Origin of the sequence: Desulfomonile tiedjei DSM 6799 (genome assembly GCF_000266945.1) — a bacterium.
In the GTDB taxonomy this organism is placed as follows: domain Bacteria; phylum Desulfobacterota; class Desulfomonilia; order Desulfomonilales; family Desulfomonilaceae; genus Desulfomonile; species Desulfomonile tiedjei.
In genome coordinates this window covers 218,824-240,847 of the sequence record NC_018025.1, presented here as the reverse complement: position 1 = coordinate 240,847, position 22,024 = coordinate 218,824, and the positions used below count along the sequence as shown (strand labels likewise).

Genomic DNA, 22,024 nt, shown 5'->3' with positions numbered 1-22,024 from the left:
CCGGCTTCATCCAATGTCACTTCTTTGGACACGCATTGGTATTACGTGCCGCATTGAACATCCATACACATGTCTGCCGTGCAATGTTCCTGAATGTTCATTGGAAGCCATACAATGAACGTGGTCCCCTCGCCGTCGGATTGAACTGAAATGGACCCTTTGTGAGCCTCGACGATCTTTTTGGAAACCGTCAACCCTATGCCGGTACCGTAATTTTTTGTAGTAAAAAAGGGACTGAAAATCCTCGGCAGTTCTGCCTGATCTATTATGGCGCCGCGATTGCGGATCTTCATCTCGAAATATCGTTCCGCATCCATTGCGATAGTCTCAATCAACTTGCTATCAGGAATGGAGATTCCGGTTTCCACGCGGATGACTTCTCCGGATGGCGAAGCATCTATCGCGTTGGAAACGAGATTCCGGACGACCTGCTCGAATCGTTCCGGATCCAGAGACATTTCTTCTTCATCACCACGCAAACTGACGCTCAATTTCAGGTTCTTCTCTTCAAAAGCTTCCTTGTACAAGTGCAAGACCTTTTCAATGATAGCGTTCGGATTCGCCATCTGCCGATTCAGACCTTCTTGCCTGGTGAATTCGATGAGAGTGGACAAAATTTTTTCAAGCCTTTGAATTTCCGAGCCGATCATCCTGACGGCTTCCGCCTGACCTGAATCGCTGCCGATATTGTAGGAATCGAACTGGCGTGCTATGCGCCGTGCAAAACCCCCGATAATGGTGAGGGGTTGTCGCAATTCATGGGCTACTTCGGCAGTATGCTGTGCAATGGCCTTCGATTTGCTCGTCTGAATAATATGGGAATACAGTTCGTCGATGATCTTCACTTTTTCCAGGAGCTGTTCCCGGGACTCTTTCAGTTGTTCCTCCAACCTTCTCCGCCGGGTAATATCCCTCATAACCCCTTCGTATAGCATTGCGCCCCTGGACCCGTCATCAAGGGCTTTGCATCGGATGCGGGTAAACTTCGTTTCGCCATCCGCATCCAGCAATCTTATCTCTTCATCCCAGACCGCATGATGGGCGAGCTTCAGAATTGAGTCGATCTTATATCTCTCTTCCGGCACTACGTACGCACTGATGGGAGTATCCAGGATAGCTCGTAACGGAGTCCGCAACAATTCTTCAGCCTGTGCATTAAGGTATGTGAACCGCCCTTCCTCGTTGAGAACAAAAATGACGTCGGGAACTTCTTCCACCAATGTGTGATACAGCAGCTCCGAATCCCGGAGCATTGCTTCCATCCGCTTGCGCTCTCTAATCTCCTGTTTCAGATCATCATTGAGACGGACAAGTTGAGCGGTCCGTTCAGTCACCCGATACTCCAGTTCTCTATTCGCTCTTCTCAATTCCTCATCTTTTTGCTTTCGCTCGGTGATATCTCGGATAGTTGCGGTGAAAAACATACCCTCGTGTGTCTTCCCCGCTGATATAGAAACCTCGACGGGAAACTCCGAGCCGTCTTTTCTCCGCCCTGATACCTCGCGGATACTCTTGGAATAGTAAAGGCGACCGGAAGCCACTGCCCTTTTCAGAGCGATTTCATGCAGTGCTACGAATTTTTGCGGCATGAGAATCGTTATGGGCTGATTCAAGGCTTCTTCCGGGGAATAACCGAATGCCCGGGTTGCCGCCGAATTCCACATCATGATTCGTCCCGAACTGTCAGCTCCGATTATCGGATCGTTGGCAGTCTCCACCATGACGCGGAGCCTCTCGTTGATTTCCCGTATAGTGCTCACGTCTTTTGCAGCCTGATCGCCCGACCACAAATCGGCTCCCGATACAGGGATTTTCTCTGCATGGGGAACCGATCCACGTTTGCTCTCATATTCGACGCTCTCAGATTCGATTTCCATGTTAGGGGACTCCGAAAATGCCACTCGCTTACATAATGTATATGCTCGTGACCTTTCCAAAGGATAAGTCCGCGATGAAGACAAGTCAAAAGATAGAAAGGAGCTTCCGAATAAGTCATGGCGTATTCTCAGCCGAATGTTCGTTCACTAATGTACGGTGATGAAGCTTGTACAGAAGAATCTTCAGATTCAGAGCAGACACACGGAACAGGGCGGGATACGAGAAAGCTACATATTGGTATGTGACTTCTTTCAATGATACAGTCTTGTAGGTAAATGTGTTCCAGTGTGCCTGCCGCGTTCGTCCCTATCACCGCAAAATAGCTTCAAAGCCTCATTCCGGCAACATCAACATAGCATGGCACAATTCTTGATCAATGCACTTCCAACATTTCATCCGATTACATCATGAGGAGACTCGTATGGACCGACAAGAAGCAACGGAACTCATCATAAAAGCGAAAAAAGAAAAAGGACTCACCTGGGACAAGATAGCTCAGGAAGTTGGTTCACACAAAGTGTGGGTGACCTCGGCACTCCTGGGACAAAATTCGATGAGTTCGGAGGCCGCGGAAAAGGCCACAGCGCTACTCGGGCTTGGACCTGAAGTCGCCAAGGCGCTCACGGAATGCCCGCTAAAAGGATCTCTCGATTCCGACGTCCCGGTAGATCCGCTTATCTATCGATTTCATGAGATCACTCAGGTGTATGGGACGACAATCAAGGAAATCATTCACGAGATGTTCGGCGATGGAATCATGAGCGCCATCGATTTTGAGATGGACATCAGTAAGAAACCCGACCCGAAGGGCGATCGAGTCGTTATCACCTTCGATGGAAAGTTTCTTCCCTATAGAAAATGGTAGAGTTGTTGAATGGTTATCGCTGAAAGAAGTCGACGTTGGCGTTGAGGAGGCTAATATGGGTGACAACAAGAAACAGGAACAGTACGCAGGCTTCACGCATGCGTTGGCCGATCCTTTTGATTCGCAGACATCCCTCGTACATTCCGGATTCGGTTCAGGGGGACCGGCGACTAACGACACTCCTGTCGCCGAAGAGGAAATCATCGACCGCACTGTGGAAAGCTCGGTAGTTCGAGCAATATTCCAGGGAGACGATCTTTCCAGAAGAGGATTTATGGGCCTGGTGGGTTCGTCCGCCGCGCTGTCGATTATTTCGAGTGTGTTTCCCCTGGATGCTGCGAAAGCGTGGGCAAAGGATGCGCCCGGCTCTCTGGAGAAAAAAGAGCTGAAGATTGGTTTTATCCCGATCACTTGCGGAACCCCCATCATTATGGGCGATCCCATGAAGTTTTACGAGAAACACGGATTGGTAGGGACAAAGGTTGTGAAAGCTGCCGGATGGGCAATGATCAGGGATTGGGCCATGAACAAGGAGGTGGATTGCGCCCACATGCTTTCACCTATGCCTCTGGCGCTCACTCTGGGAGCCGGCTCCACTGCTACTCCATTCTTGATGCCTGCCGTGGAAAACGTTAACGGTCAGGCAATCACGCTGCACATAAAGCACAAGAACGTAAAGGGCCCGCAGGATATGAAGGGATTCACGTTCTGCGTTCCGTTTGATTATTCCATGCACAACATGCTGCTCCGTTACTATCTGGCTGAAGGTGGTGTGGATCCGGACAAAGAGGTCAAGATACGAGTCGTTCCCCCTCCGGAAATGGTTGCCAACCTGAAAGCAGGCAATGTCGACGGTTACCTTTCACCGGATCCGTTCAACCAAAGGGCTGTATTCGAAGGAGCGGGATTCATTTTTAAGCTCACAAAGGAACTCTGGCCCGGCCATCCGTGCTGTGCGTTTGCGGCATCCAAGGAATTCGCGACCCAGATGCCGAATACGTTCAAAGCGGTGTTCAGGTCCATCATCGATGCAACCATGTTCGCGCACAAACCGGAGAATCGAAAGGATATAGCCGTTGCCATTGCTCCCAGAAACTATCTGAATCAACCGGTGGAAGTTGTGGAACAGGTTCTTACCGGAGCCTATCCTGACGGACTGGGCAACAACCATAACGAGCCCGACAGAATTGATTTCAACCCATTCCCCTGGCAGTCAATGGCAGTCTGGATTCTGACTCAGATGAAGAGATGGGGGTACATCAAAGGAGATGTCGATTACCGGACCATTGCCGAACAAGTGTTTCTCGCATCGGAATGCAGGGATCTGATGAAAGAAGGTGGTTACCCGGCACCTTCAGAAACCTACACGACCCACACGATTATGGGCAAATCGTTCGACCCCTCCAAACCGGAGGAATATCTTCAGAGTTTTGCCATACGAAGAACATAAAACAATGTGCTGAACAGGATTGCAGCTCCTTTGTAATGAGAGGGAGTTGCTTCTTCAAAAGTTTGACGTGATACCAATGCGCTATCAAAGAAGTGACAGTGCTGAAGCCGGCTCCGGTGGGTCTCCGAAGCGAAGTCAGACTGCGCGGTCCGTAGCGGAGGAGATCCGCCGGAGCCAACAACTGATCGGCTTCCGATATTACTCATATGAAAACGCATTGATATGAGATATGGAGAATCGGAGTCTTTATGAACACGAAAAATAGCCGGGCGTGGATAATCCTCGCATTACTTCTCTTCGTCCTGTTTCTCGGCAGTTGGCAACTTATCGCTATGAGCTTGAAGAATCTGCCGGGTCCCATACCGGTAGCAAAGACCGCATATGAATTCCTGTCCGACCCCTTTTACGACAACGGCCCGAATGACAAAGGTATCGGTACGCTGACATTGTATAGTGTTTCTCGATTGACGGCCGGGTTCGTAGCGGGATCGATCGTGGCTATCGGTTTCGGTGTTATTCTGGGACTAAACCAGGTCCTTTTCAAAGCGGTCAACCCGTTCATACAGGTGCTGCGTGCTATATCGCCGATCGCCTGGATGCCACTGTTGCTCTATTCCGTGCAAAACAGCAATTGGACCGCGCTGCTCGTGGTCTTCATGGCCAGTGTCTGGCCTACCCTCGCCAATACCGCTTTCGGGGTATCCAATATAAAAAAGGACTATCTGAATGTCGCAAACATTCTTCAGATGAACCCGGTAAGCAAAGTCTTTCGTGTCATTCTGCCTGCCGCAGGACCGACTATCGTGGCGGGTTTGAAGATTTCCATGGGGAGCGCATGGGTGGCTATAGTTCCCGCGGAGGCTTTGCTGGGCTCCCTGGGGCTTGGTTATTTCGTGTGGAATGAATGGAACAATCTTTCTCTAACCAGTGTGATCTTTGCCATCCTTGTGATCGGCGTGGTGGGAGTATTCATAGACGTTCTTTTTAACCGTTTGGCACGGAAATTGGCCTACGCCGATTAGGAGAAGATGATGGCTTTACTCGATGTGGATAGAATTTCCCGTTACTTTACGACTGCCGGAAGCAAAGACCCGTATTGCGTATTTTCAGACCTGTCTATGGAAGTCTTTGACAGAGAATTCGTGGCAGTCCTGGGGCACTCTGGTTGCGGAAAATCGACGCTCCTTAACATCATCGCAGGCATAGACTATGCTTCCAAGGGATACGTCTTCCTGGACGGGAAAGAAATCACCGGGCCCGGACTGGACCGCATGGTGGTTTTTCAGAATTTTGCGCTCATGCCGTGGCTTACGGTGTGGGGCAATATCAAGCTCGCGGTGAAGGCTGCGCACCCGGACTGGTCCAGACACCAGGTGAATGCCTGGGTGGAACGATACGTCGCGATGGTGGGGCTCACCGGTTCGGAATCCAAACGACCCGCGGAGTTGTCCGGCGGCATGCGTCAACGGGTGGGGCTTGCACGGGCATTCTGTGTGGAGCCGCGCATTTTGTTGTTAGATGAGCCCTTCGCCCAAATAGACGCCCTGACGAGAGGCGTGATTCAGGAAGAGCTCGTGAGAATGTGGGAAGAGACCGGAACGACCATCTTCATGGTGACTCACGATGTGGATGAAGCGATCCTGCTTTCCGATAGAATTGTCCTCATGAGCAGAGGGCCTTCGGCACGTATCATGGACCAGATCGAGGTGCCCATACCCAGGCCGAGGGGACGAACGACAGTCATCGAACATCCCAGCTATTACAAAATACGAAACAGAATTATCCGTTTCCTTTCTGAAGGAAGCCTTGAAAAGGAGCCAGCTCCTTCAGTCGTGAGCCTTTCGACTGTCCGGCGCGTGTGAATGTAAGGGAGAGTACCACAAATTACCGTGATGCCTCAATCTTGACGCCCGCTCGAAATACGATAGCTGTCACAACCAGTAACATGGCCACCACTGCAAACGGGATGCGATAATCGGTTCCGGAACCGACTACGCCGATGAGGAATCCTGCCAGCAATGGGCCGGAGGCATGTCCCACATCGAAGATGGTACCAAAGGTTCCCATGGCACATCCCAGTTGGTCTTCTTTGCAGAAATCCGCCACCAGAGCGGCAGCCGAGGAAGTCACAACCGCTTCGCCCAAGCCGAAGATCGCCGCGAGAAGGAGAAGTGCGACAAAATTATTGAACCACGGTATCAAAGCGAAAGGAATTGCGCAGACAAACATTCCCCAAAAGAGCAAACTCTGGCGACCATGTCGGTCAGAGATTCTTCCCATGAGAGGCTTGGTTAAGACGGTTACAGCCATCTGCACACCCCAGAGGAGCCCAGCCTGGAAAGCGCTGAATCCGCATACCATGACGGCATAGATTGGAAGGAATGCTTCCAAAGCGCCCACAGAAAGGTTTTGGATTCCTTCCATGTTGCTGGTCAGAAGGACCCTTCTGTCCATGAGGATTTCCTTCACACCGCCGCGGAACTTCGTCCACACGGCAGAGAGGGTCCGACCATTTCCATTGCCGGGGTTGTCCCAGCGTCCCCGCATAACCCATAAAGCGATCGGAAGAGACCCCATACCCATCGCAGCCACCACTCCATAAATGATGTGAAAGTCGCGTAACGTGGGTTCTTGAGCGCCGGGAAGCCATGATAAGAGGAACCCGCCGAGAGGCGCCCCGACTAGAGTTCCGAGAATGGTGACGGAGGAAAACCAGGAAAGCATTTCCCCTCGTTTATCCCCCGCTACACTGACTACTACCGCCATAACTACCGGACCGTATATGGCAGTGGCGAATCCATGGAAGAAACGGACCACAACCAGTGCCTCGTACGACGAAACGAGTAGATACGCGAAGGGAACAATTGCGAACACCGCCAGCCCCATGAAGAGCGTCCGTGTCCGGCCGATAACATCCGACAGGACTCCCGCGGGCATTTTGAAGAAGATTCCTGTCACGGTAGAGATGGACACAGCGAAACCCACGGCCTCAGGTCCGGCTCCCAATGAAGCCGCGAAGAGAGCCAATACCGGTGTTCGTGCCAGGCCGTAGGACGCACGTGCGAGAAATCCCACCGCACAAAGGCCATTGAAGGTACCCAGAAATCCTTGAGACATTCCGTCGGTATCCTCATTGGGAACGAGTGTTTTTGAATCAGGTCCGTTCATGTAATTTCCGACAGTCCTTGTCTGTCCTTTGGCGACTATTTCCAGATTTTCAACGCCTGGTATGTTGCTCCTCAAAATCTTCTCCGAAAGTATTCGTAAAGATCGTCGAACAAAGTTGCGCCCCGCTCCAGCCGTTCGTCATCAGGTTTACGAGATGCCGCGATTCCGTCGAGCAGAGCCAAGACTCCGGCATTCTCGGGTCGCTTGAACTTTGCATCTTTCAAATCGAGGTCGTGGACGATCTTGCCGATTTCTGCAAGCGCTTTGTCGTGAACAGCGAAACGTTTAATGAGAACTTCGAAGGTGCAGAGATCTCCGTCGTGGGTGAACTCTCCTTCAAACATGTCGAAACGTAATTCTCCCGTTTTCGGACGATACCCTCGCTCGGAAACAAACCTGAATGCAGCCTCAGGATCGATGAACCGACGGATAAGCCATGCGCAAGCGATGCGATCCACATATACCCCTTTGCGCGTCACCCATGTACGTTGGTGGAACTGAGAGAGATCTGACGTATTCAGCTCTTCAGGTTCCGTCACTCTGCTACTCCGTGCTTCTGCGAGCCGGAACTCTATTCTTTCCAACAGGGTCGATGCAGCTTCGCGACCGGTCGCTTCGAAGAAGTCCAGGTTGACGATTACCGAGAATCTCTTTTTGAGGCGCATCAAGGCGACTTCCAAGCCGGATCGATCTTCGTCTGTCATGGACGGGCCGAGAGGTGCCGTATCGAGAACCGCCTTCGCTTCCTCGGCAATCTGTGCATAATCCACGTCTCGCGCGGCCCGAAACAGACCTTCCACCTGGTCGTCGGTCAATCCCTCTATAAAGCTGGCAGTGCAAATCGAAGCCTCAGCACCCGCTTGAACGATTTCTCTTAGGACCCATTGAAAATCCTCGAGGGTCTGTTCATTTCTGGGGATCACGTACACAGAGTTCTTTATCGCTACAGCGCCGAGAGTCTGTAGTCTTCTCCAGATTTTCACCCTGAGGTAGCCTGGTTTGGGGGGAATCTGATGGATAAGAAGCAGCCATTTTACGTCTGGGCAGTCATTCATTGCCGCACCTTTCTGAAACACTTGACACTATTATGATGCAGTTGTATCTTTTGTCAAGAAGTAAGAAGTATCAGCAAAGAAATCCACCTTCTTCGACAGAGGAGATTGAAAATGGCGGATGCAATAACACCGAAAGAGTTGAAAGCTTTGATGGATAGCGATCGAAAGCCAATCATCTTTGATGTGCGCAGAAAAGCGGATTTCGACGCGGCTCCCAAGAGAATCGGGGAGGCTGTCTGGTTCGATCCGGAAAAAGCAGATGAGTGGATCGATGAAATCCCTGAAAATGAACAAGTTGTCGTTTACTGTGTAAAGGGTGGAGCGGTCAGCCAGTCAATAGCCGATCGATTGCAGCAAAAGAATCTTAATACCAAGTTTCTTCAGGGCGGTATTAAGGCATGGGCGGAATTCGGCGGACCGGCGGAGGATTAGCCAGCAACGGGTCTGGTTCAGGTACACAGAATGATTTATCAGCGGGAAGAGGCGTTCCCGCATACATGAACTGCGAAAAAGGCTAGATGCTAAAGTTTTTCGGAGAAATTGCTTGAACGCGAGAGACAAGACGACGAGCGCTCATGACGAGTCTGTCTGTGAAAAGATACCGATCCGAATGGTAACCTTCAAAGAAGCATTTTGGGTCTGGGTTAAAATCGCACTGAACAGCTTCGGTGGTCCTGCCGGTCAGATTGCAGTCATGCACCGATATCTCGTGGAAGAGAAGAAATGGATCGGCGAGAGTCGATTCCTTCATGCGCTCAATTATTGCATGCTTCTTCCGGGTCCTGAAGCCCAGCAGTTGGCAACTTATATCGGATGGCTCTTGCACAGGACTCCGGGAGGGATAGTTGCTGGAACCCTTTTCGTTCTTCCCGGATTTTTCTGTATGCTCGTGCTGAGTATTCTGTATGCCGGTTATCAGAATCTCAGCATCGTGCAATGGCTGTTCTTCGGTCTGAAACCCGCCGTATTGGCTATTGTTCTTGAAGCGGTCCTCCGAATAGGGACACGTGCCCTCAAGAACAGATTTATGATCATGATTGCCACATCGGCCTTTGTTGCTATCTTCTTTTACAATGTGCCGTTTCCGTTGATTGTTCTGTCGGCTGCGGTCGTAGGTTTCGTGGGCCATCGGTTCAGGCCGGATCTTCTCCTGGATTCCAAAGGCAAATCACCGGTTCAAGATGCCTGCGAGGGGGCCGTCCTCGACAATCTCCTGGATTCCCAGGCTGCAGACCATGTGCGTCCCTCTTTTTTGCGAAGTGTGGGAGTAATCCTTGTGTGGTCTGCACTGTGGTTCTGTCCGTTGATCCTTGTTTTTCTAACCCTCGGCTCGGAAAGTGTGTACTTTCAGCAAGGACTCTTTTTCAGCAAAACCGCCGTTGTTACCTTTGGAGGAGCGTATACCGTGCTGGCATATGTCGCGCAGCGAGCCGTCGAGTCCTATGGTTGGCTGAAACCCGGTGAGATGTTGGACGGCCTGGGACTGGCAGAGACCACTCCGGGACCGCTCATCCTGGTTCTTCAATTTGTGGGGTTCTTGGGAGCATATCGTAATCCCGGCGAACTCGATCCTGTTCTCGCCGGAGTGCTCGGATCTGCACTCACGGTCTGGGTTACTTTTGTGCCGTGTTTTCTCTGGATATTTCTTGGAGCGCCCTACATAGAGGCGCTCCGGGGAAACAAATCGCTCGACGCAGCAATGTCATCAATAACCGCAGCGGTTGTGGGGGTGATTCTCAATCTTGCAGTCTGGTTCACGCTGCATATCCTTTTCGGGTCGTTGAGAGACCTTCAATTCTTGGGCGCTCACATGCACATTCCTGTCCTCGCGACAGTGAAGCTTCCGTCCCTTGGAATAGCAATCGTGGCTCTCCTGTCGATCTTCAGATTTAAGGTCGGAATGTTGTACACTCTTGCGGGTTGCGGAGGCCTGGGATTAGTCTTTCACGCGTGGAGGAACTTCATAGCGTAAATAGGCCGGCACGGAGGCCGGCCACTACCGACTCATACTGACGCCCGGCGGCTATGAAAGTTCTTGAGGGGGGGTTCGGGGAGTCCCGCTATAGGCGGGATTACAAGAAGTTCCTCCCCGATCTTCTTGCGAATCATGATCAAACCCTCTCGATAATGGTGGCAGGAGCCATTCCACCGCCGGTGCAGAGCGTGATCAGACCATACCTGCCCTGAATGCGCTCCAATTCGTGCAGACACGTGACAGCAAGCCGACATCCCGAGTTACCAACGGGATGCCCCAGCGCGATGGCTCCGCCGTTGGGGTTTACTTTTTCCCAATCCGGCTTGTACTCACGCCCCCATGCAAGAGGTATGGGAGAAAATGCCTCATTTATCTCGATCTCGTCCAGATCGTCGAACTTCAACCCGGATTTTTCCAAGACTTTCTTTGTCGCAGGAATGGGGCCGGTCAACATCATGATCGGATCTGCACCCGCCACAGCAGCCATCACAATCCGCGCGCGCGGCTTCACGCCCAGTTCTTTTGCTTTGCTTCCAGACATGATCAGTACTGCTGAAGCGCCATCGGTTATGGGGCTGGAATTCCCTGCAGTGATTATTTTCGTACCGAATACGGTTTTGAGGCCCGCCAGCGCTTCGAGAGACGTTTCAGGCCGTACGGTCTCATCCTGAGCGAACACTTTTTCCTTGCCGTCCGGGTCTTGCACTTTTACCGGCATGACTTCCCTTTGGAAACGTCCTTCCGTCCAGGCGCGGTGAGCTCTCTGATGACTCCGGAGCGCAAAAGCATCCATCTCTTCTTTTGAGATCTCCCATTTTTGAGCGATCAACTCTGCGGCTTGGCCCTGATCGACCCATTTACCGCCGGTTCGTTTCATGTACGCCGGCCCAATAGGCATTCCTGCAGGTTGGCCGTTTGCGAGAGTAAGATTGAACCATTCCGCTGCAATAGCGTACTTGCTCATTATTTCGCAACCGCACGCGATTACGCAATCCCGCCATCCGGCGATCACTTGAGCAGCTCCAAAATTGATCGAGGTAAGCCCGGATCCACACTGCCGGTTGATGGCGACACCCGGTGTATCGTCCGGAAAGCCCGCTGCAAGCACCGCCATACGCGGCAACGTGAACCCTTGCTCGCCGACTTGTGTGACCACTCCACCGATGACGTCTTCTACATGTGAAGGATCTACTCCGACCCGGTCCACCACTTCTTTGAGCACCAATCCCAGAAGTTCGTCTGCACGAAATTGAGCCAAACTGCCGTTGCGTTTGCCGATGGGCGTTCTGACTGCACTTACGATATACGCTTCTTCCATTTCAAATATCCTCAAAAGAGATTTTTGGATCCGTCAGATCTGGCTGAGGTCGCGTTTTTGCGTGTGATTTAGCTATCAGGTGAACGGTTGAATGAGCTAACCAATTAATTTCACACACTTCCCTGTTACTGCGGAGTGCTTGGGGAAATCCGGATCGGTAAGTGAAGATCACTTACCCCTGTGAAAATGTCAAGATCTTTTTTCCGAACAGGTTATACCATTCGTCAGGGGAGTAAAATCGAGAGATCCGCACTGACGCCGGGCCGTGCCAAGAGCCAGTAGCGGCAGGCCTCTGCGCCGACCGACATCAGGTTGATATTAATATTGCGAGTCTTGAAAACGGATGAGTCCGAACAGAGATCTGTCAACTTCAGCGAACTCCCCCTCCTTTTGCTCTAGACGTCCGCAGACAAATTGGACGAGCTTATCTTCCGAGTAGCCACATCGGTTCGCATCCCGAAATTTAGCCGAAGACAACAGTGTTCCACTTACCGCAGTCTCAGAAGTGAGTCGGATTACTCTCCACGCGGTATCCTTGCCTGGTCGGCCTCCGATGAAGCCTCCTCAAAGCAGAGATGAGATTCAAGCTCGAAGCATGCTCCGCACTCAGTACAAATGTGCTCGGAAGGGAAATCGGGGAATTCATCGATTGAAAGTTGGGCATAGCATTCGGGGCATTCGATCTTCATGGTTTTTCTCGCTTTCTTCGTTGTGAAGTTCATGAGACTCCTGCAAAACTACGCCGATTATTAGTTATACTAATGCCGAGATAGAGCCATTGTCAACTAAAACTTTTTATTGATCTGCCGTATGTCAAATCTTGACAGACTTCATGTATTAGCCATGCTAATCTTTTGTTAATTTTATGTCGTTTTTTTCAGGCACACAGATCCCAGAGGCAGGAATTGCTCAACTTTTGCGTGTTATCACTGCGTCATAGCATTTCACAGATATACATATGAGATAGGAAGGCTGAGGTGTTCTGAGCGGGGTGATTAGATGGCTCTGCGTCGTCCGGAGCGAAGGATACCTCAAGCCCCCCGGATTATGAGAAGAAAAGCGAATCGGCATTACCTGTCATGAGACAAAGAGGGTCCATTGAACCAAAATTGTATCGGAAAGCGGATTAGTTTATGGTAGAATTAACTCGATTCTCTTACATGACGATCTCGGAAAAAGAATTTTTTCGCGTGAAATGAATTGATGAGGCGAATATTGTTGCGCCACCTTCACCGATCTCATGGAAAAGTAGCCTGATTCAGGTTCATCGTTCTGGGTTGAATGTACGGATACTGAAGGATCCACCGAAGCACAAAAGCGTTGTCATTGCCCGAATACTTTTGCCAGGATCGTCAGATGCCAAGAAGAGGATTATTTCTTTCAAGAAACGACGAGTGCATTCCGATTGCCTGACTGTTTTGGAGCGTCCGAGCCTATAGAGATTGGGGGTGCATTTCATGAAATGTCGCGAATTGTCTGTTCAGCAAGTTCTGAACGATATTCGGACAGGCGCCGGAGATCAGGAATTGATGACGAAGTACCGGCTTTCTCGGAAAGGCCTTGGTCATCTGTACGAACAGCTTACGAATGCCGGGTTTCTTGAGCAGAATGGCAAGACAATAGTAGTTTGCGATACACGTAAAATCAGAGCGGAACAAATCAGGGATGATATACGCGCGGGAGTTAGCGAACGCGATCTGATGAGCAAGTATATGTGCTCATCAAAACATCTCAGGAAAATTTTCGAGAAACTGGTTACGATCGGCTCTCTGACAGCGGAAGAGATCGACCCAAATGGCAATTCTAAGTTGCACCCGCCAGAAGTGAGTAAGACTCCCCGGCTTCCTCGAAATTACTTACCATATCCATTTACCGTATATGTTGTGGGAGATCCTGAGGCCAGGGGCATGATTTTGGACATTACCGAATATGGGTTTCGAGTCCAGGGAATACAAGCGCGGGAAGGTGAATTTAAAATATTCTCGTTCATCCCCATGGATGGCTCGTATGCACGACCGTTTTTCCTTGAGGCTGAATGCCGGTGGATAAAGAAGCCACACGATTCCGGTTTAGTTGCAGGTTTCCAAATAGAAAAGCTTTCCGATCACAGCCGTCGCGAACTTGGTAAATTTATCCAGGAGTTAATGCCGAGTGTGTGGTATTAAAAAGCCATAATTATGCTTGTGAAAGTACTTTTGTGCTTTCTCGCGAATACATTTTTGTTTCATCGCTCTCATTCTCCCGATAGACCTGAGAGGAAATCCCTTAACCAATGCGGTTTCACACAGGGAATATTGAGATGAGCATTCTTGGCTCGTCCCGGCAAGTCTCCTCCGCTGCGAACGGGGGCCTGACATCGCTTCGGAGACCTGCCAGGACCGGATTCAACCGAAGTCACTTCTTCGATCGCGCATTGGTATTATATCCAATGTTCGTCAGACTAGGTTTGTTGACAGAAACATATCTCCAAAATAGAATGTATGTAGTTCATGGGGAAGGTGGAGAGACTTACTAGGCGTTTGAGATTTATTTGAGTGACCATGAGTTGCCTGTAATTTTGTTAATGCGATCGATCAAAAGAATTGTCACAAGAGGAGGAATTATGAAGGGAAACGAGCAAATCATTAACAAACTGAACGATCTTCTAGCTGAAGAATTGACTGCATCCAATCAGTACATGGTGCATGCGGAAATGTGTGAAAATTGGCAGTACGGACGGCTTTATTCCAAGGTCCGGGAACGTGCCATTCAAGAAATGAAGCATGCGGAATCACTCATTGAACGGATTCTTTTTCTCGAGGGCCGCCCAATCGTAAGTAAATTGAGTGAAATAAGAATCGGGGACAATGTACAATCCCAATTAAACAACGATTTGCAGGCGGAAATGCACGGCTGGAATTTGTATAACGAAGGCATCAAATTAGCCATGGAAGCAATGGATAATGGCACCAAAGACTTGCTCGAGAGTATTCTGGAGACCGAAGAGAAGCATATAGACTGGTTGGAAGCCCAACTTGAGCAGATCCAACAAATTGGAATAGAAAACTATTTGGCTCAGCAGGTGAGCTGATACCAAGGTTGCAGCCCCGGAACCGGCAATACTTGGATTCACGTGGCAAACGTATTTCCGCCTTCCCCGAGAAGAGTACTTATGCCCGCAACTCGAGGATCATACCTGGATTCTTATGGTTTCCGTGCACGTTTTTCATCGGCAAAGGTCGGCAGAGACGCCGACCTCCACCAGAAAAGTCGAGTTTGACTCCTTTATTTCAATGCCCATAGAAGCATAGGCGGCTAAATAAGAACTTACGAAGCGTCAGTTCCTCGCCGAAGCCGCCTTTGCATGTAATTACTGCAACGCAATTGCCTTTTCAGGGCACATCTCCTGGCAGCAGAAGCACGTGATACATAGTTCCGGATTGACCTGGGGAAATCTCTCTTCAATGTGCAGCGCGGAGACAGGACACTGTTCGACACAGGTGCCGCAGCCTGTACATGCATCCGAGTCGACCACGGGTCGCATAAGTGTCCTTGAATGGATGACCTGCTGAACCGCATCGTTGTTGAAAATTGCCTCACCACCTAAGGGGGGAAGCTTGAAATTTTCCAGTTGCTTCAACTCTCCGTCTATCTCAATCTTGCTTAGATCGTAATCTCCGAGTCCTTCTTCATGTGCTTTTTGGAGGAAACGCAATCGAGAAGGGTCGCATCCCATCATAGTTGCGATAACTGCATCCAGCGCGACTGCATTGTTCCCGGCCAAGACAAGGCCGATGTCCCTCAACTCGACAGATGCAGGACCGTTTCCTTCCATGCCCACAACTGCATCGACAATGAACAAATCGGGTATTCTCAACTTAAATACATCCACAATGGCTTCATGGAATCGCTCGGGATTGCCGGCAGCCCGGTGGAGCTTGGCCTTTTGCGCTCCAGGTAACAACCCGTAACTGTTCTTGATAGCCCCCGTCATAACGGTAAGCCCGTGGGTCTTGAATTTTGGGAGACTGATAATGACATCCGATTCGAGCACAATACGCGAAACACTCATTGACGGCGTAAATGCAGCATTGAAATCAACCATAACAGAATCGTTCCCGATGTTCAGATAGTACTTTCCAGCAGCATCCATTAAGCCGGTTTCTCGAAAACACGTTTCATTGGCTCCGTAGTTGAAAAGTCCGGGATTATCCCCTACCACGAGAGATTCCGGCGCCATTTCCTCCACTTTTTGCACAACTGCCCGGAGGAGTGCCGGGTTCGTTACGATGGCTTCCCGAGCCTCTGATGCCCGGAGGACGTTTGGCTTGATTAAGACTTTCTTCCCGCGAAGCTCAAGCGGAAATAGCTCGAATGCGCGATCCACAGCATTCCTGATATTTTCGTACGTAGCCGGATGAATCATCACTTTCCACATGAAGGCCTCCTTAAAGTGCTTCCGACATGCGAAAGACAAAGACAAAGGATTTATTTCGTCCAAGGATAGCGTGCGGCAAGAATGGGGTCAACCTCGTACCGGCGCATCGCCACGATGTTTACCATAATGAGTCGGCAACAACCGTTTTGAACCGATTCGCTTTTCTTTTCATAGTCTGGGATGCTGGAGGTATCCTTCGCTCCGGATGACGCAGAGCCGTCCGATCACTCCGCTCAGAACGCCTCAGCCTTCGCCATCTTAATGTACACAACTGCCAAATGGTACTGCAAACTATGGCTGAACGGGTGGCGCTTCTCATTTTGTTCGTGATGAAATTGAAACATGAAAAGTGCTCGATAGCGTAACAATGAATGTGAATGCTATCGGATGTTGGCTGTTGTTACTCAATAATCCATATGCAAAATAAACTAGCAGCAGTTAATTACACTTTGGATAAACATTGTACTTGACCTGGTGCTGAGAGCAGAATATTCTCGATCAAAATCTGATTACATTTTTACTCAATGGTCTGCATGCATCGGGAGGACCGGATAACCGACTCCGAGGGGCCCGAAGCATTGCAGGACGCTTCCGCTGTTTCCGTTAGGGAGGGTGGTTCATGTACAGATCCGGAATTAAAGTGTTCATCTTTTTATGGGTAATCTGTTTACCATTCAAAGCTGTTGCCCAAGGATTACCACTTCTTGGTCCCATTTCTGACTTCCGTCTCGGGGAATGGAGACTTGAGTCTTCAGTCAAAGCCGGATATCAGCTCATGTCCGTAAACATGAATCTTCCTGTTCCTTTCAATGACTTCGGCGTTGAACTTGCCACTGCAAGCGGTCTCGACTTCAGCTTGAAGAACGCGGGTGTCTGGGTGGGCGGCGTAGGGGTCGATTTGCGGCAGGGGCCGTTTTCACTGTTTGTCAACGCGGAAGGTAACGCTGGCAGGTCTGTCCGGGTGTACACGCCATCTGACCCGTTTTGGGCAGGTATGGAGCCAGTAGAGTGGAATGGCTCTCGCCTTGAATGGTGGAACATCAATGGAGGAGCATCGTACGAGTTCATCAACAATGCAGCCTTCGTAGGAGGATTCAAGGCTGAACATCTGTCTCTGCGGCTTTCGGATGCAGTGGATTCGACTGGTACCATTCAACAGTTTCAGGCTCTCTTTGGTGACCGATATTCCGGGGATTTGCGCACCAAACTCCTGGCACCGTACCTGGGATTACGTCTCGAAGGCCTCAACGCAAAAGCTGCTCTCATATTCAGCCCGTACACATGGGCCAATGTGAGCATACCGTTCCGATACCTTTTCGTAGGAGTAATCAGCGCCTACGAAGACGCACAGTACACTTTCAAACATAGCGGGATTTTGGCGGAAGGAACTTTCGACTACCGCGTCCAAGCGTACGCGAATGCCAGTTGCGGAGTCTGGCTCAAAGGTACCTGGTGCCGGATTCGTGGCAGAGGGAATGAAGATTATCGAGCAGATTTAACCGTTGGTGCTCCGTTTACCTTAATCACGAATTCCCAATCGGCCGTGGGAACTTACACATCGAATGTTGTTGCTGGCGGCTTTTCTTTTTTGTATGCGTTTTGAACGTTCCTGTGAAAAGCCGCAGGTACGCACGTCTACTCAGACTATTTCGCAGTTATGCATATAATGTAGCGAAGTCTGGAGGTGTCCTGAGCGGAGTGATTAGACGGCTTTGCGTCGTCCGGAGCGAAGGATACCTCCAGACTCCCAGATTATGAAGAGAAAAGCGAATCGGTATCACTGCTAGCGTCCGAGAATTTAGAAAATTACTTCTTGCCTGTGATCTGAACCAGAAATCTGAAATTCAGTTCTTTTTCTACAGGATGATCGGTTTGCAGCGCAATCCTGCCAAGGTAAAAGGGGCGGTCGTCTTGCTTCTTCAGATGGAGCATGATGGTCAACGGAGCGCTCGTGTTTGGTTCAACAACCAACGACTTGGGCTCCATGCCGACTGAAATGACTTTTTCCGCAGTTTTTATTGCCGTGATTTTCCGGGCTGTATCAGAGGTGTTTTTGATTTTTACCGGAATACTGATGTCTTCCTGAAATGTTTCAAGTTTTTGAGCGAACGTTGGAGGGTCCACTTCCAATTCTTTGATCAGTTCTCCAACAAGCGACAATTTGACAATAGGACGTTCCGGATCGTTTGAATGTACGAATATATGTTTTTCTTTCTTACCGGAACGTTCGCCTTCAGTGTCGTATTCCACGGAAATTTCGCTCGAACTGTTTGCCGGTATTTCCGAGCTACCTTTAAGAGTTTTCGTGCAGCCGCAGTCTGCCTGCACATCCCCAATGATCAGAGGATCGCTACCCAAATTAGTTACCACAAACTTCTGACCGATTTTATCGCCATACTGCGCTGTGCCGAACTTGTAGACTTCTTTATCAAAGCCGATCTTGGCCGCAGCGTGGGCCATGTTTGTGCAAAAAAAGGAAAGGAATAACAGGATCAAAAAGTGAATTCGCATCTTAGCACCATCTCCGTAAACTGATTCAATCCTTGCAGTAGCTCATGTCCTGTAATTGACACAGGACGGTGATTTTGTCCAGCCCCGTACTTTTTTAATGTGTATCGATATCCGAGACCACGGAATGTTCGTCTTTATATCCTGCAAACCGAAAAGCTCCCTCGACCGGCAATGCTTACCGTGAAGAGATCGTCAAATCCTTCTTCATATGACGGAGGCTCCAATTTGGCTTGAGTGGCCTGAATTCCCCGATCGGGAATGACTTTGCCGCGGTCACGCCTCCGATTTCTGCTGAGGGCATCATCCACGAGGGTTTGAAAATAATAGCCGATTATTCGAAACCCGGCAGATCGCGCAGGAAGGATATACCGGCTCCGGTCCTTTTTCGTGGGATTCGTATTGTCAATTACCACCGGTTGTTTTGCTTCGAGGCACGCCTGAAACAGAATCCATTCACGATGCCGTGTCTTGAGCATATCCAGATTTATCCTGATATGCGTATCGACGAATCGTTTCTTGTAAAACGTGGATTTGCCCGATGCCTGAATACCGATAAGCAGGATCAACTGCATTGTTAACCAGGAGCCGATCTACGTTGATTTTCGATTCTTGATGTAGTGCCAAATGCGTGCAAACATGCCCACCAAGGCAAAACCAATGGGAATAATTACGAACAGCGCAATTATTACTCCTGCCAAAATTTTGAGATAATCCATGCAGAAACTCCGTCAAATACTGGTGGTTCAGTGACTTATCGGCAAATCTTCACGCACGGCAGAAATTCTCCGCCTTATTTCCAAGCAAGCGTAACAGGTTGCCCCCCAGGATCGCTTTCAGGTCTGTTCCTGAAAAGAGAGAATCGATTTTCCTTCTCTCTCGAGACGGCGTTCCAAAAGGGTAATCCGAACCGAACATGATGCGCTCGCTGCCGTACGTGGACACGAAATCCCCGATTTCCCATTCCGCAGCCAGAGCGGTATCCACCCAGACATGCTGATTTTCGAATACTCCGGCTTTCTTCAGCTTGAAATACCCCCCGTTCAGGTGTCCGAGATGAGGAATGATTACGATAGTTCGGCCGTCTATCTTCCTTATAAAAGACAGAGTGTTCTGAAACTCCTCTTCCAGGACTATCGGTAGCCGTTTCTCACAGATTTCTTCAATGGTACGATCGCAGGACGGAGTTCCGTATGCGTAAACAGGCTCGTCAGCGTGCCGGTGCCATTTGATCCCGAAAAATCCGTCCGGTATGCGAGGAAAATCGTTCCATACGAAAAAATAGGGGAAGATTGTATCAGATGCGCTTTTCAAGAGGTATTCATGGACTCGTCGCCGTTTGAGGGCATATTCCTGAGAATCGGTAAAGAAAGGATCGTACCGGTCGTAGATTTCTTCAACAGGCGAAAAGACTACTCCGCCATCGATGCCGCCCAATTTCCATTCTGCTGCCAAATCTTCATATGGCACCGTGTACCCGCAGTGAGTATGGGCATCCAGAATAAGGCGGATAGGAGGGGCTTCCGGGAATGCCATTGTTTTATGCCGATTGACTTTTCTTTTCATAATCTGGGAGGCTTGGGGTATCCTTCGCTCCGGACGCGCAAAGCCGTCTAATCACTCCGCTCAGAACACTCCTACCGTCGCTATCTTATATGCAACACTGCGAAATGGTATTACCGTCGTTGCGCGGATCAGTTGATCTGGATGAATTTTGGCGGCCAAACGTCTTGAGACATGAATGGCATATCCGGCAGCACAATAAGAGTAGATGTGCCGTGAGCCAGCACTTTGCCGTTTCCGTCGGTTACTTCCGCTTCCCCCAGGCCGAGGGTCTTTCCGAGCTTGATTTTCCGGCCCCTGGCAACGAGCTTTCCATTTCTGGCAGGCGCAAGATAATTGAGTTTCAAATCCACGGACGTCATGCCCGCGTCTTCATCCACTTCCCCGAACACAGCCCAGAAAGCTGCTGCATCTATGATCGAAGAAAAGACGCCTCCGTGAACCACACCAAAAGGCTGCAAATGCTTTTCTTCCAGAGTGATCTCCAGAAGGGAGTTTCCTTCACTGAAATCCAGCAGTTTCATGGAGAGCAGGTTGAAATAAGGGCACGCATTTGCTCCTGCACTCACGATTGAGACGTACTCCGGATTCAGTTTCTTCATAAAGACTCTCCTTGGTGTTTTAAGTGAAGCGAAGAAGTCCAAAGGCTGCCCAGGCATATGCGCTAACTTTTCTGCAATTCTTTGTCCCGCAGGGACTGAAGAAAATAGCCCGGTAATTCATTGCCGGGATTTTGTGTATCAGCCGTCCCTCCGGGACTCTTAAATTATTAGGTTTTTCCTTATCTGGCGATAAATCGCCAGCCTATTGTCAATTGTTCCTCCGGAACAAACGACCAACAACGCCATAAGTCAACGCCTGTGTGGCTGCTGGACTTCTCAAAAAAATCGTAATCTCAGGGGCGCCCGTTCGTCAAGTCTGCTAATACCTTCTTCTTGGGCGATTTCCAGAGCTTGAGCGTATTCTTGTCGTGTAACGGACCTGTTGACTTTCGGCATACGGACCGCGCTGCCACATGGTCTATATTGGTTCATGATGTTCACATACGTGTTCGATGAGAGCTCTGCAAGAAATCTCATGGCCTGACGTGTACTCGCCAGATCGTCCGGCATCACGAGATGCCTGACCAATAGACCGCGGGTTGCAATACCCTGAGCATTCACTTCTAAATCGCCAACCTGGCGGTGCATTTCTCGTATGGCCGCCTTCACAGCCTCAGGGTAATCGTGAGCATCCATGAGCTCTTTTGAGACTCTGGAATCCATGAATTTCAAATCAGGCATGTAGATGTCTACGACACCTTCGAGTAAGCGCAGAGTCTCGACTTTGTCGTATCCGCCAGTATTATAAACGATGGGAACGTTCAGCCCATTTTCCACTGCCCAATGAATTGCCTCGAGAAGCTGGGGGACAACGTGAGTCGGCGTAACGAAATTGATGTTATGACAACCCATTCGCTGGAGATCCAGCATATGCCGCCCCATCTGATTCGCATCCTCTTCTTGACCTTCCATGAGATGGCTTATTTCATAATTCTGGCAAAACACGCATCTCAGATTGCAGGAGGTGATGAAAATAGTCCCGGACCCACCGGAACCCACCAGAGGACTCTCTTCACCGAAATGAGGATGAACCGATGCTATCATTGCCTTATCGGTAAGACCGCAGAATCCTTTCTCGCGTCCGAGCCTGTCAACGCCGCATTCGCGTGGACATACCGTGCACGGAGAAAGCATCTTCTTCGCTGCTGCAATCTTTTCCGGAAATCTTCCTTCTCTGAGAGTTCTCAAATATGCGGCTTCAAACATAATATCCTCTTCTGATTTG

The 22,024-nt window shown here is 49.9% G+C and carries 20 protein-coding genes; 9 read left to right on the top strand and 11 right to left on the bottom strand.

Translation table 11 applies throughout. The features are described from left to right. Positions 1–41: 41 nt before the first annotated feature. The gene (locus DESTI_RS00995) at positions 42–1,877 is read right to left on the bottom strand and encodes a PAS domain-containing sensor histidine kinase (protein WP_014808105.1); all 1,836 of its coding nucleotides are present in this window, start codon (positions 1,875–1,877) and stop codon (positions 42–44) included. 422 nt (positions 1,878–2,299) lie between these two features. On the opposite strand from DESTI_RS00995, the gene cynS reads away from it, so the two are divergent. The 4 genes from cynS (at position 2,300) to DESTI_RS00975 (ending at position 6,055) form a co-directional block, all read left to right on the top strand. Further along, entirely contained in the window at positions 2,300–2,743 is a 444-nt protein-coding gene (cynS, locus tag DESTI_RS00990) for a cyanase (protein WP_014808104.1), read from the top strand. Between the two features lie 55 nt (positions 2,744–2,798). Beyond that, positions 2,799–4,193 (top strand): CmpA/NrtA family ABC transporter substrate-binding protein, encoded by a 1,395-nt coding sequence (locus DESTI_RS00985; RefSeq protein WP_014808103.1) that lies wholly within the window; start codon positions 2,799–2,801, stop codon positions 4,191–4,193. Between the two features lie 248 nt (positions 4,194–4,441). Further along, positions 4,442–5,215, top strand: a complete 774-nt coding sequence (locus DESTI_RS00980) for an ABC transporter permease (protein ID WP_014808102.1) — start codon at positions 4,442–4,444, stop codon at positions 5,213–5,215. 9 nt (positions 5,216–5,224) lie between these two features. Then, positions 5,225–6,055 carry an ABC transporter ATP-binding protein gene (locus tag DESTI_RS00975; RefSeq protein ID WP_014808101.1) on the top strand — a complete coding sequence of 277 codons (831 nt, stop codon included), beginning with the start codon at positions 5,225–5,227 and terminating at the stop codon, positions 6,053–6,055. 22 nt (positions 6,056–6,077) lie between these two features. Here the strand turns inward: DESTI_RS00975 and DESTI_RS00970 are convergent, their stop codons facing one another. Together DESTI_RS00970 and DESTI_RS00965 are read right to left on the bottom strand one after the other, a co-directional pair. Beyond that, the gene (locus DESTI_RS00970) at positions 6,078–7,436 is read right to left on the bottom strand and encodes an MFS transporter (RefSeq protein ID WP_014808100.1); all 1,359 of its coding nucleotides are present in this window, start codon (positions 7,434–7,436) and stop codon (positions 6,078–6,080) included. Continuing rightward, positions 7,433–8,416, bottom strand: a complete 984-nt coding sequence (locus DESTI_RS00965) for a chromate resistance protein ChrB domain-containing protein (RefSeq protein WP_014808099.1) — start codon at positions 8,414–8,416, stop codon at positions 7,433–7,435. Before DESTI_RS00965 ends, DESTI_RS00970 begins: the two co-directional genes overlap by 4 nt. A gap of 111 nt (positions 8,417–8,527) precedes the next feature. Between DESTI_RS00965 and DESTI_RS00960 the strand changes: the two genes are divergently transcribed. After that, a complete protein-coding gene (locus DESTI_RS00960) occupies positions 8,528–8,848 on the top strand; it encodes a rhodanese-like domain-containing protein (RefSeq protein WP_014808098.1) in 321 nt (106 codons plus the stop codon). Positions 8,849–9,026: 178 nt separating this feature from the next. After that, the gene (gene chrA / locus DESTI_RS00955) at positions 9,027–10,388 is read left to right on the top strand and encodes a chromate efflux transporter (RefSeq protein ID WP_083846948.1); all 1,362 of its coding nucleotides are present in this window, start codon (positions 9,027–9,029) and stop codon (positions 10,386–10,388) included. Positions 10,389–10,527: 139 nt separating this feature from the next. On the opposite strand, the gene DESTI_RS00950 is transcribed toward chrA, so the two are convergent. Next, complete coding sequence (locus DESTI_RS00950; protein ID WP_014808095.1) at positions 10,528–11,709, bottom strand: thiolase family protein; 1,182 nt, start codon at positions 11,707–11,709, stop codon at positions 10,528–10,530. Between the two features lie 1,457 nt (positions 11,710–13,166). On the opposite strand from DESTI_RS00950, the gene DESTI_RS00940 reads away from it, so the two are divergent. Both DESTI_RS00940 and bfr read left to right on the top strand, forming a co-directional pair. Next, complete coding sequence (locus tag DESTI_RS00940) at positions 13,167–13,874, top strand: PilZ domain-containing protein (protein ID WP_014808093.1); 708 nt, start codon at positions 13,167–13,169, stop codon at positions 13,872–13,874. A 437-nt stretch (positions 13,875–14,311) separates the two neighbouring features. Next, positions 14,312–14,779, top strand: a complete 468-nt coding sequence (bfr, locus tag DESTI_RS00935) for a bacterioferritin (protein WP_014808092.1) — start codon at positions 14,312–14,314, stop codon at positions 14,777–14,779. Positions 14,780–15,058: 279 nt separating this feature from the next. Here the strand turns inward: bfr and DESTI_RS00930 are convergent, their stop codons facing one another. Beyond that, positions 15,059–16,126 carry a DUF362 domain-containing protein gene (locus DESTI_RS00930; RefSeq protein ID WP_014808091.1) on the bottom strand — a complete coding sequence of 356 codons (1,068 nt, stop codon included), beginning with the start codon at positions 16,124–16,126 and terminating at the stop codon, positions 15,059–15,061. Positions 16,127–16,745: 619 nt separating this feature from the next. On the opposite strand from DESTI_RS00930, the gene DESTI_RS00925 reads away from it, so the two are divergent. Beyond that, a complete protein-coding gene (locus DESTI_RS00925) occupies positions 16,746–17,729 on the top strand; it encodes a hypothetical protein (protein WP_014808090.1) in 984 nt (327 codons plus the stop codon). Between the two features lie 203 nt (positions 17,730–17,932). Here the strand turns inward: DESTI_RS00925 and DESTI_RS28220 are convergent, their stop codons facing one another. From DESTI_RS28220 to DESTI_RS00900, 6 genes are all read right to left on the bottom strand, one after another. After that, complete coding sequence (locus tag DESTI_RS28220) at positions 17,933–18,637, bottom strand: DUF1573 domain-containing protein (protein WP_014808089.1); 705 nt, start codon at positions 18,635–18,637, stop codon at positions 17,933–17,935. Between the two features lie 134 nt (positions 18,638–18,771). Continuing rightward, the gene (locus DESTI_RS00915; protein ID WP_014808088.1) at positions 18,772–19,209 is read right to left on the bottom strand and encodes an ATP-binding protein; all 438 of its coding nucleotides are present in this window, start codon (positions 19,207–19,209) and stop codon (positions 18,772–18,774) included. An 18-nt stretch (positions 19,210–19,227) separates the two neighbouring features. Further along, positions 19,228–19,353: a hypothetical protein gene (locus DESTI_RS31535; protein ID WP_014808087.1), complete on the bottom strand. Its 126-nt coding sequence runs from the start codon at positions 19,351–19,353 to the stop codon at positions 19,228–19,230. Positions 19,354–19,402: 49 nt separating this feature from the next. Further along, positions 19,403–20,170 (bottom strand): amidohydrolase family protein, encoded by a 768-nt coding sequence (locus DESTI_RS00910; protein WP_014808086.1) that lies wholly within the window; start codon positions 20,168–20,170, stop codon positions 19,403–19,405. 158 nt (positions 20,171–20,328) lie between these two features. Beyond that, entirely contained in the window at positions 20,329–20,799 is a 471-nt protein-coding gene (locus tag DESTI_RS00905) for a PaaI family thioesterase (RefSeq protein WP_014808085.1), read from the bottom strand. A gap of 276 nt (positions 20,800–21,075) precedes the next feature. After that, positions 21,076–22,005: a radical SAM protein gene (locus DESTI_RS00900; protein WP_014808084.1), complete on the bottom strand. Its 930-nt coding sequence runs from the start codon at positions 22,003–22,005 to the stop codon at positions 21,076–21,078. Between the last annotated feature and the right edge of the window lie 19 nt (positions 22,006–22,024).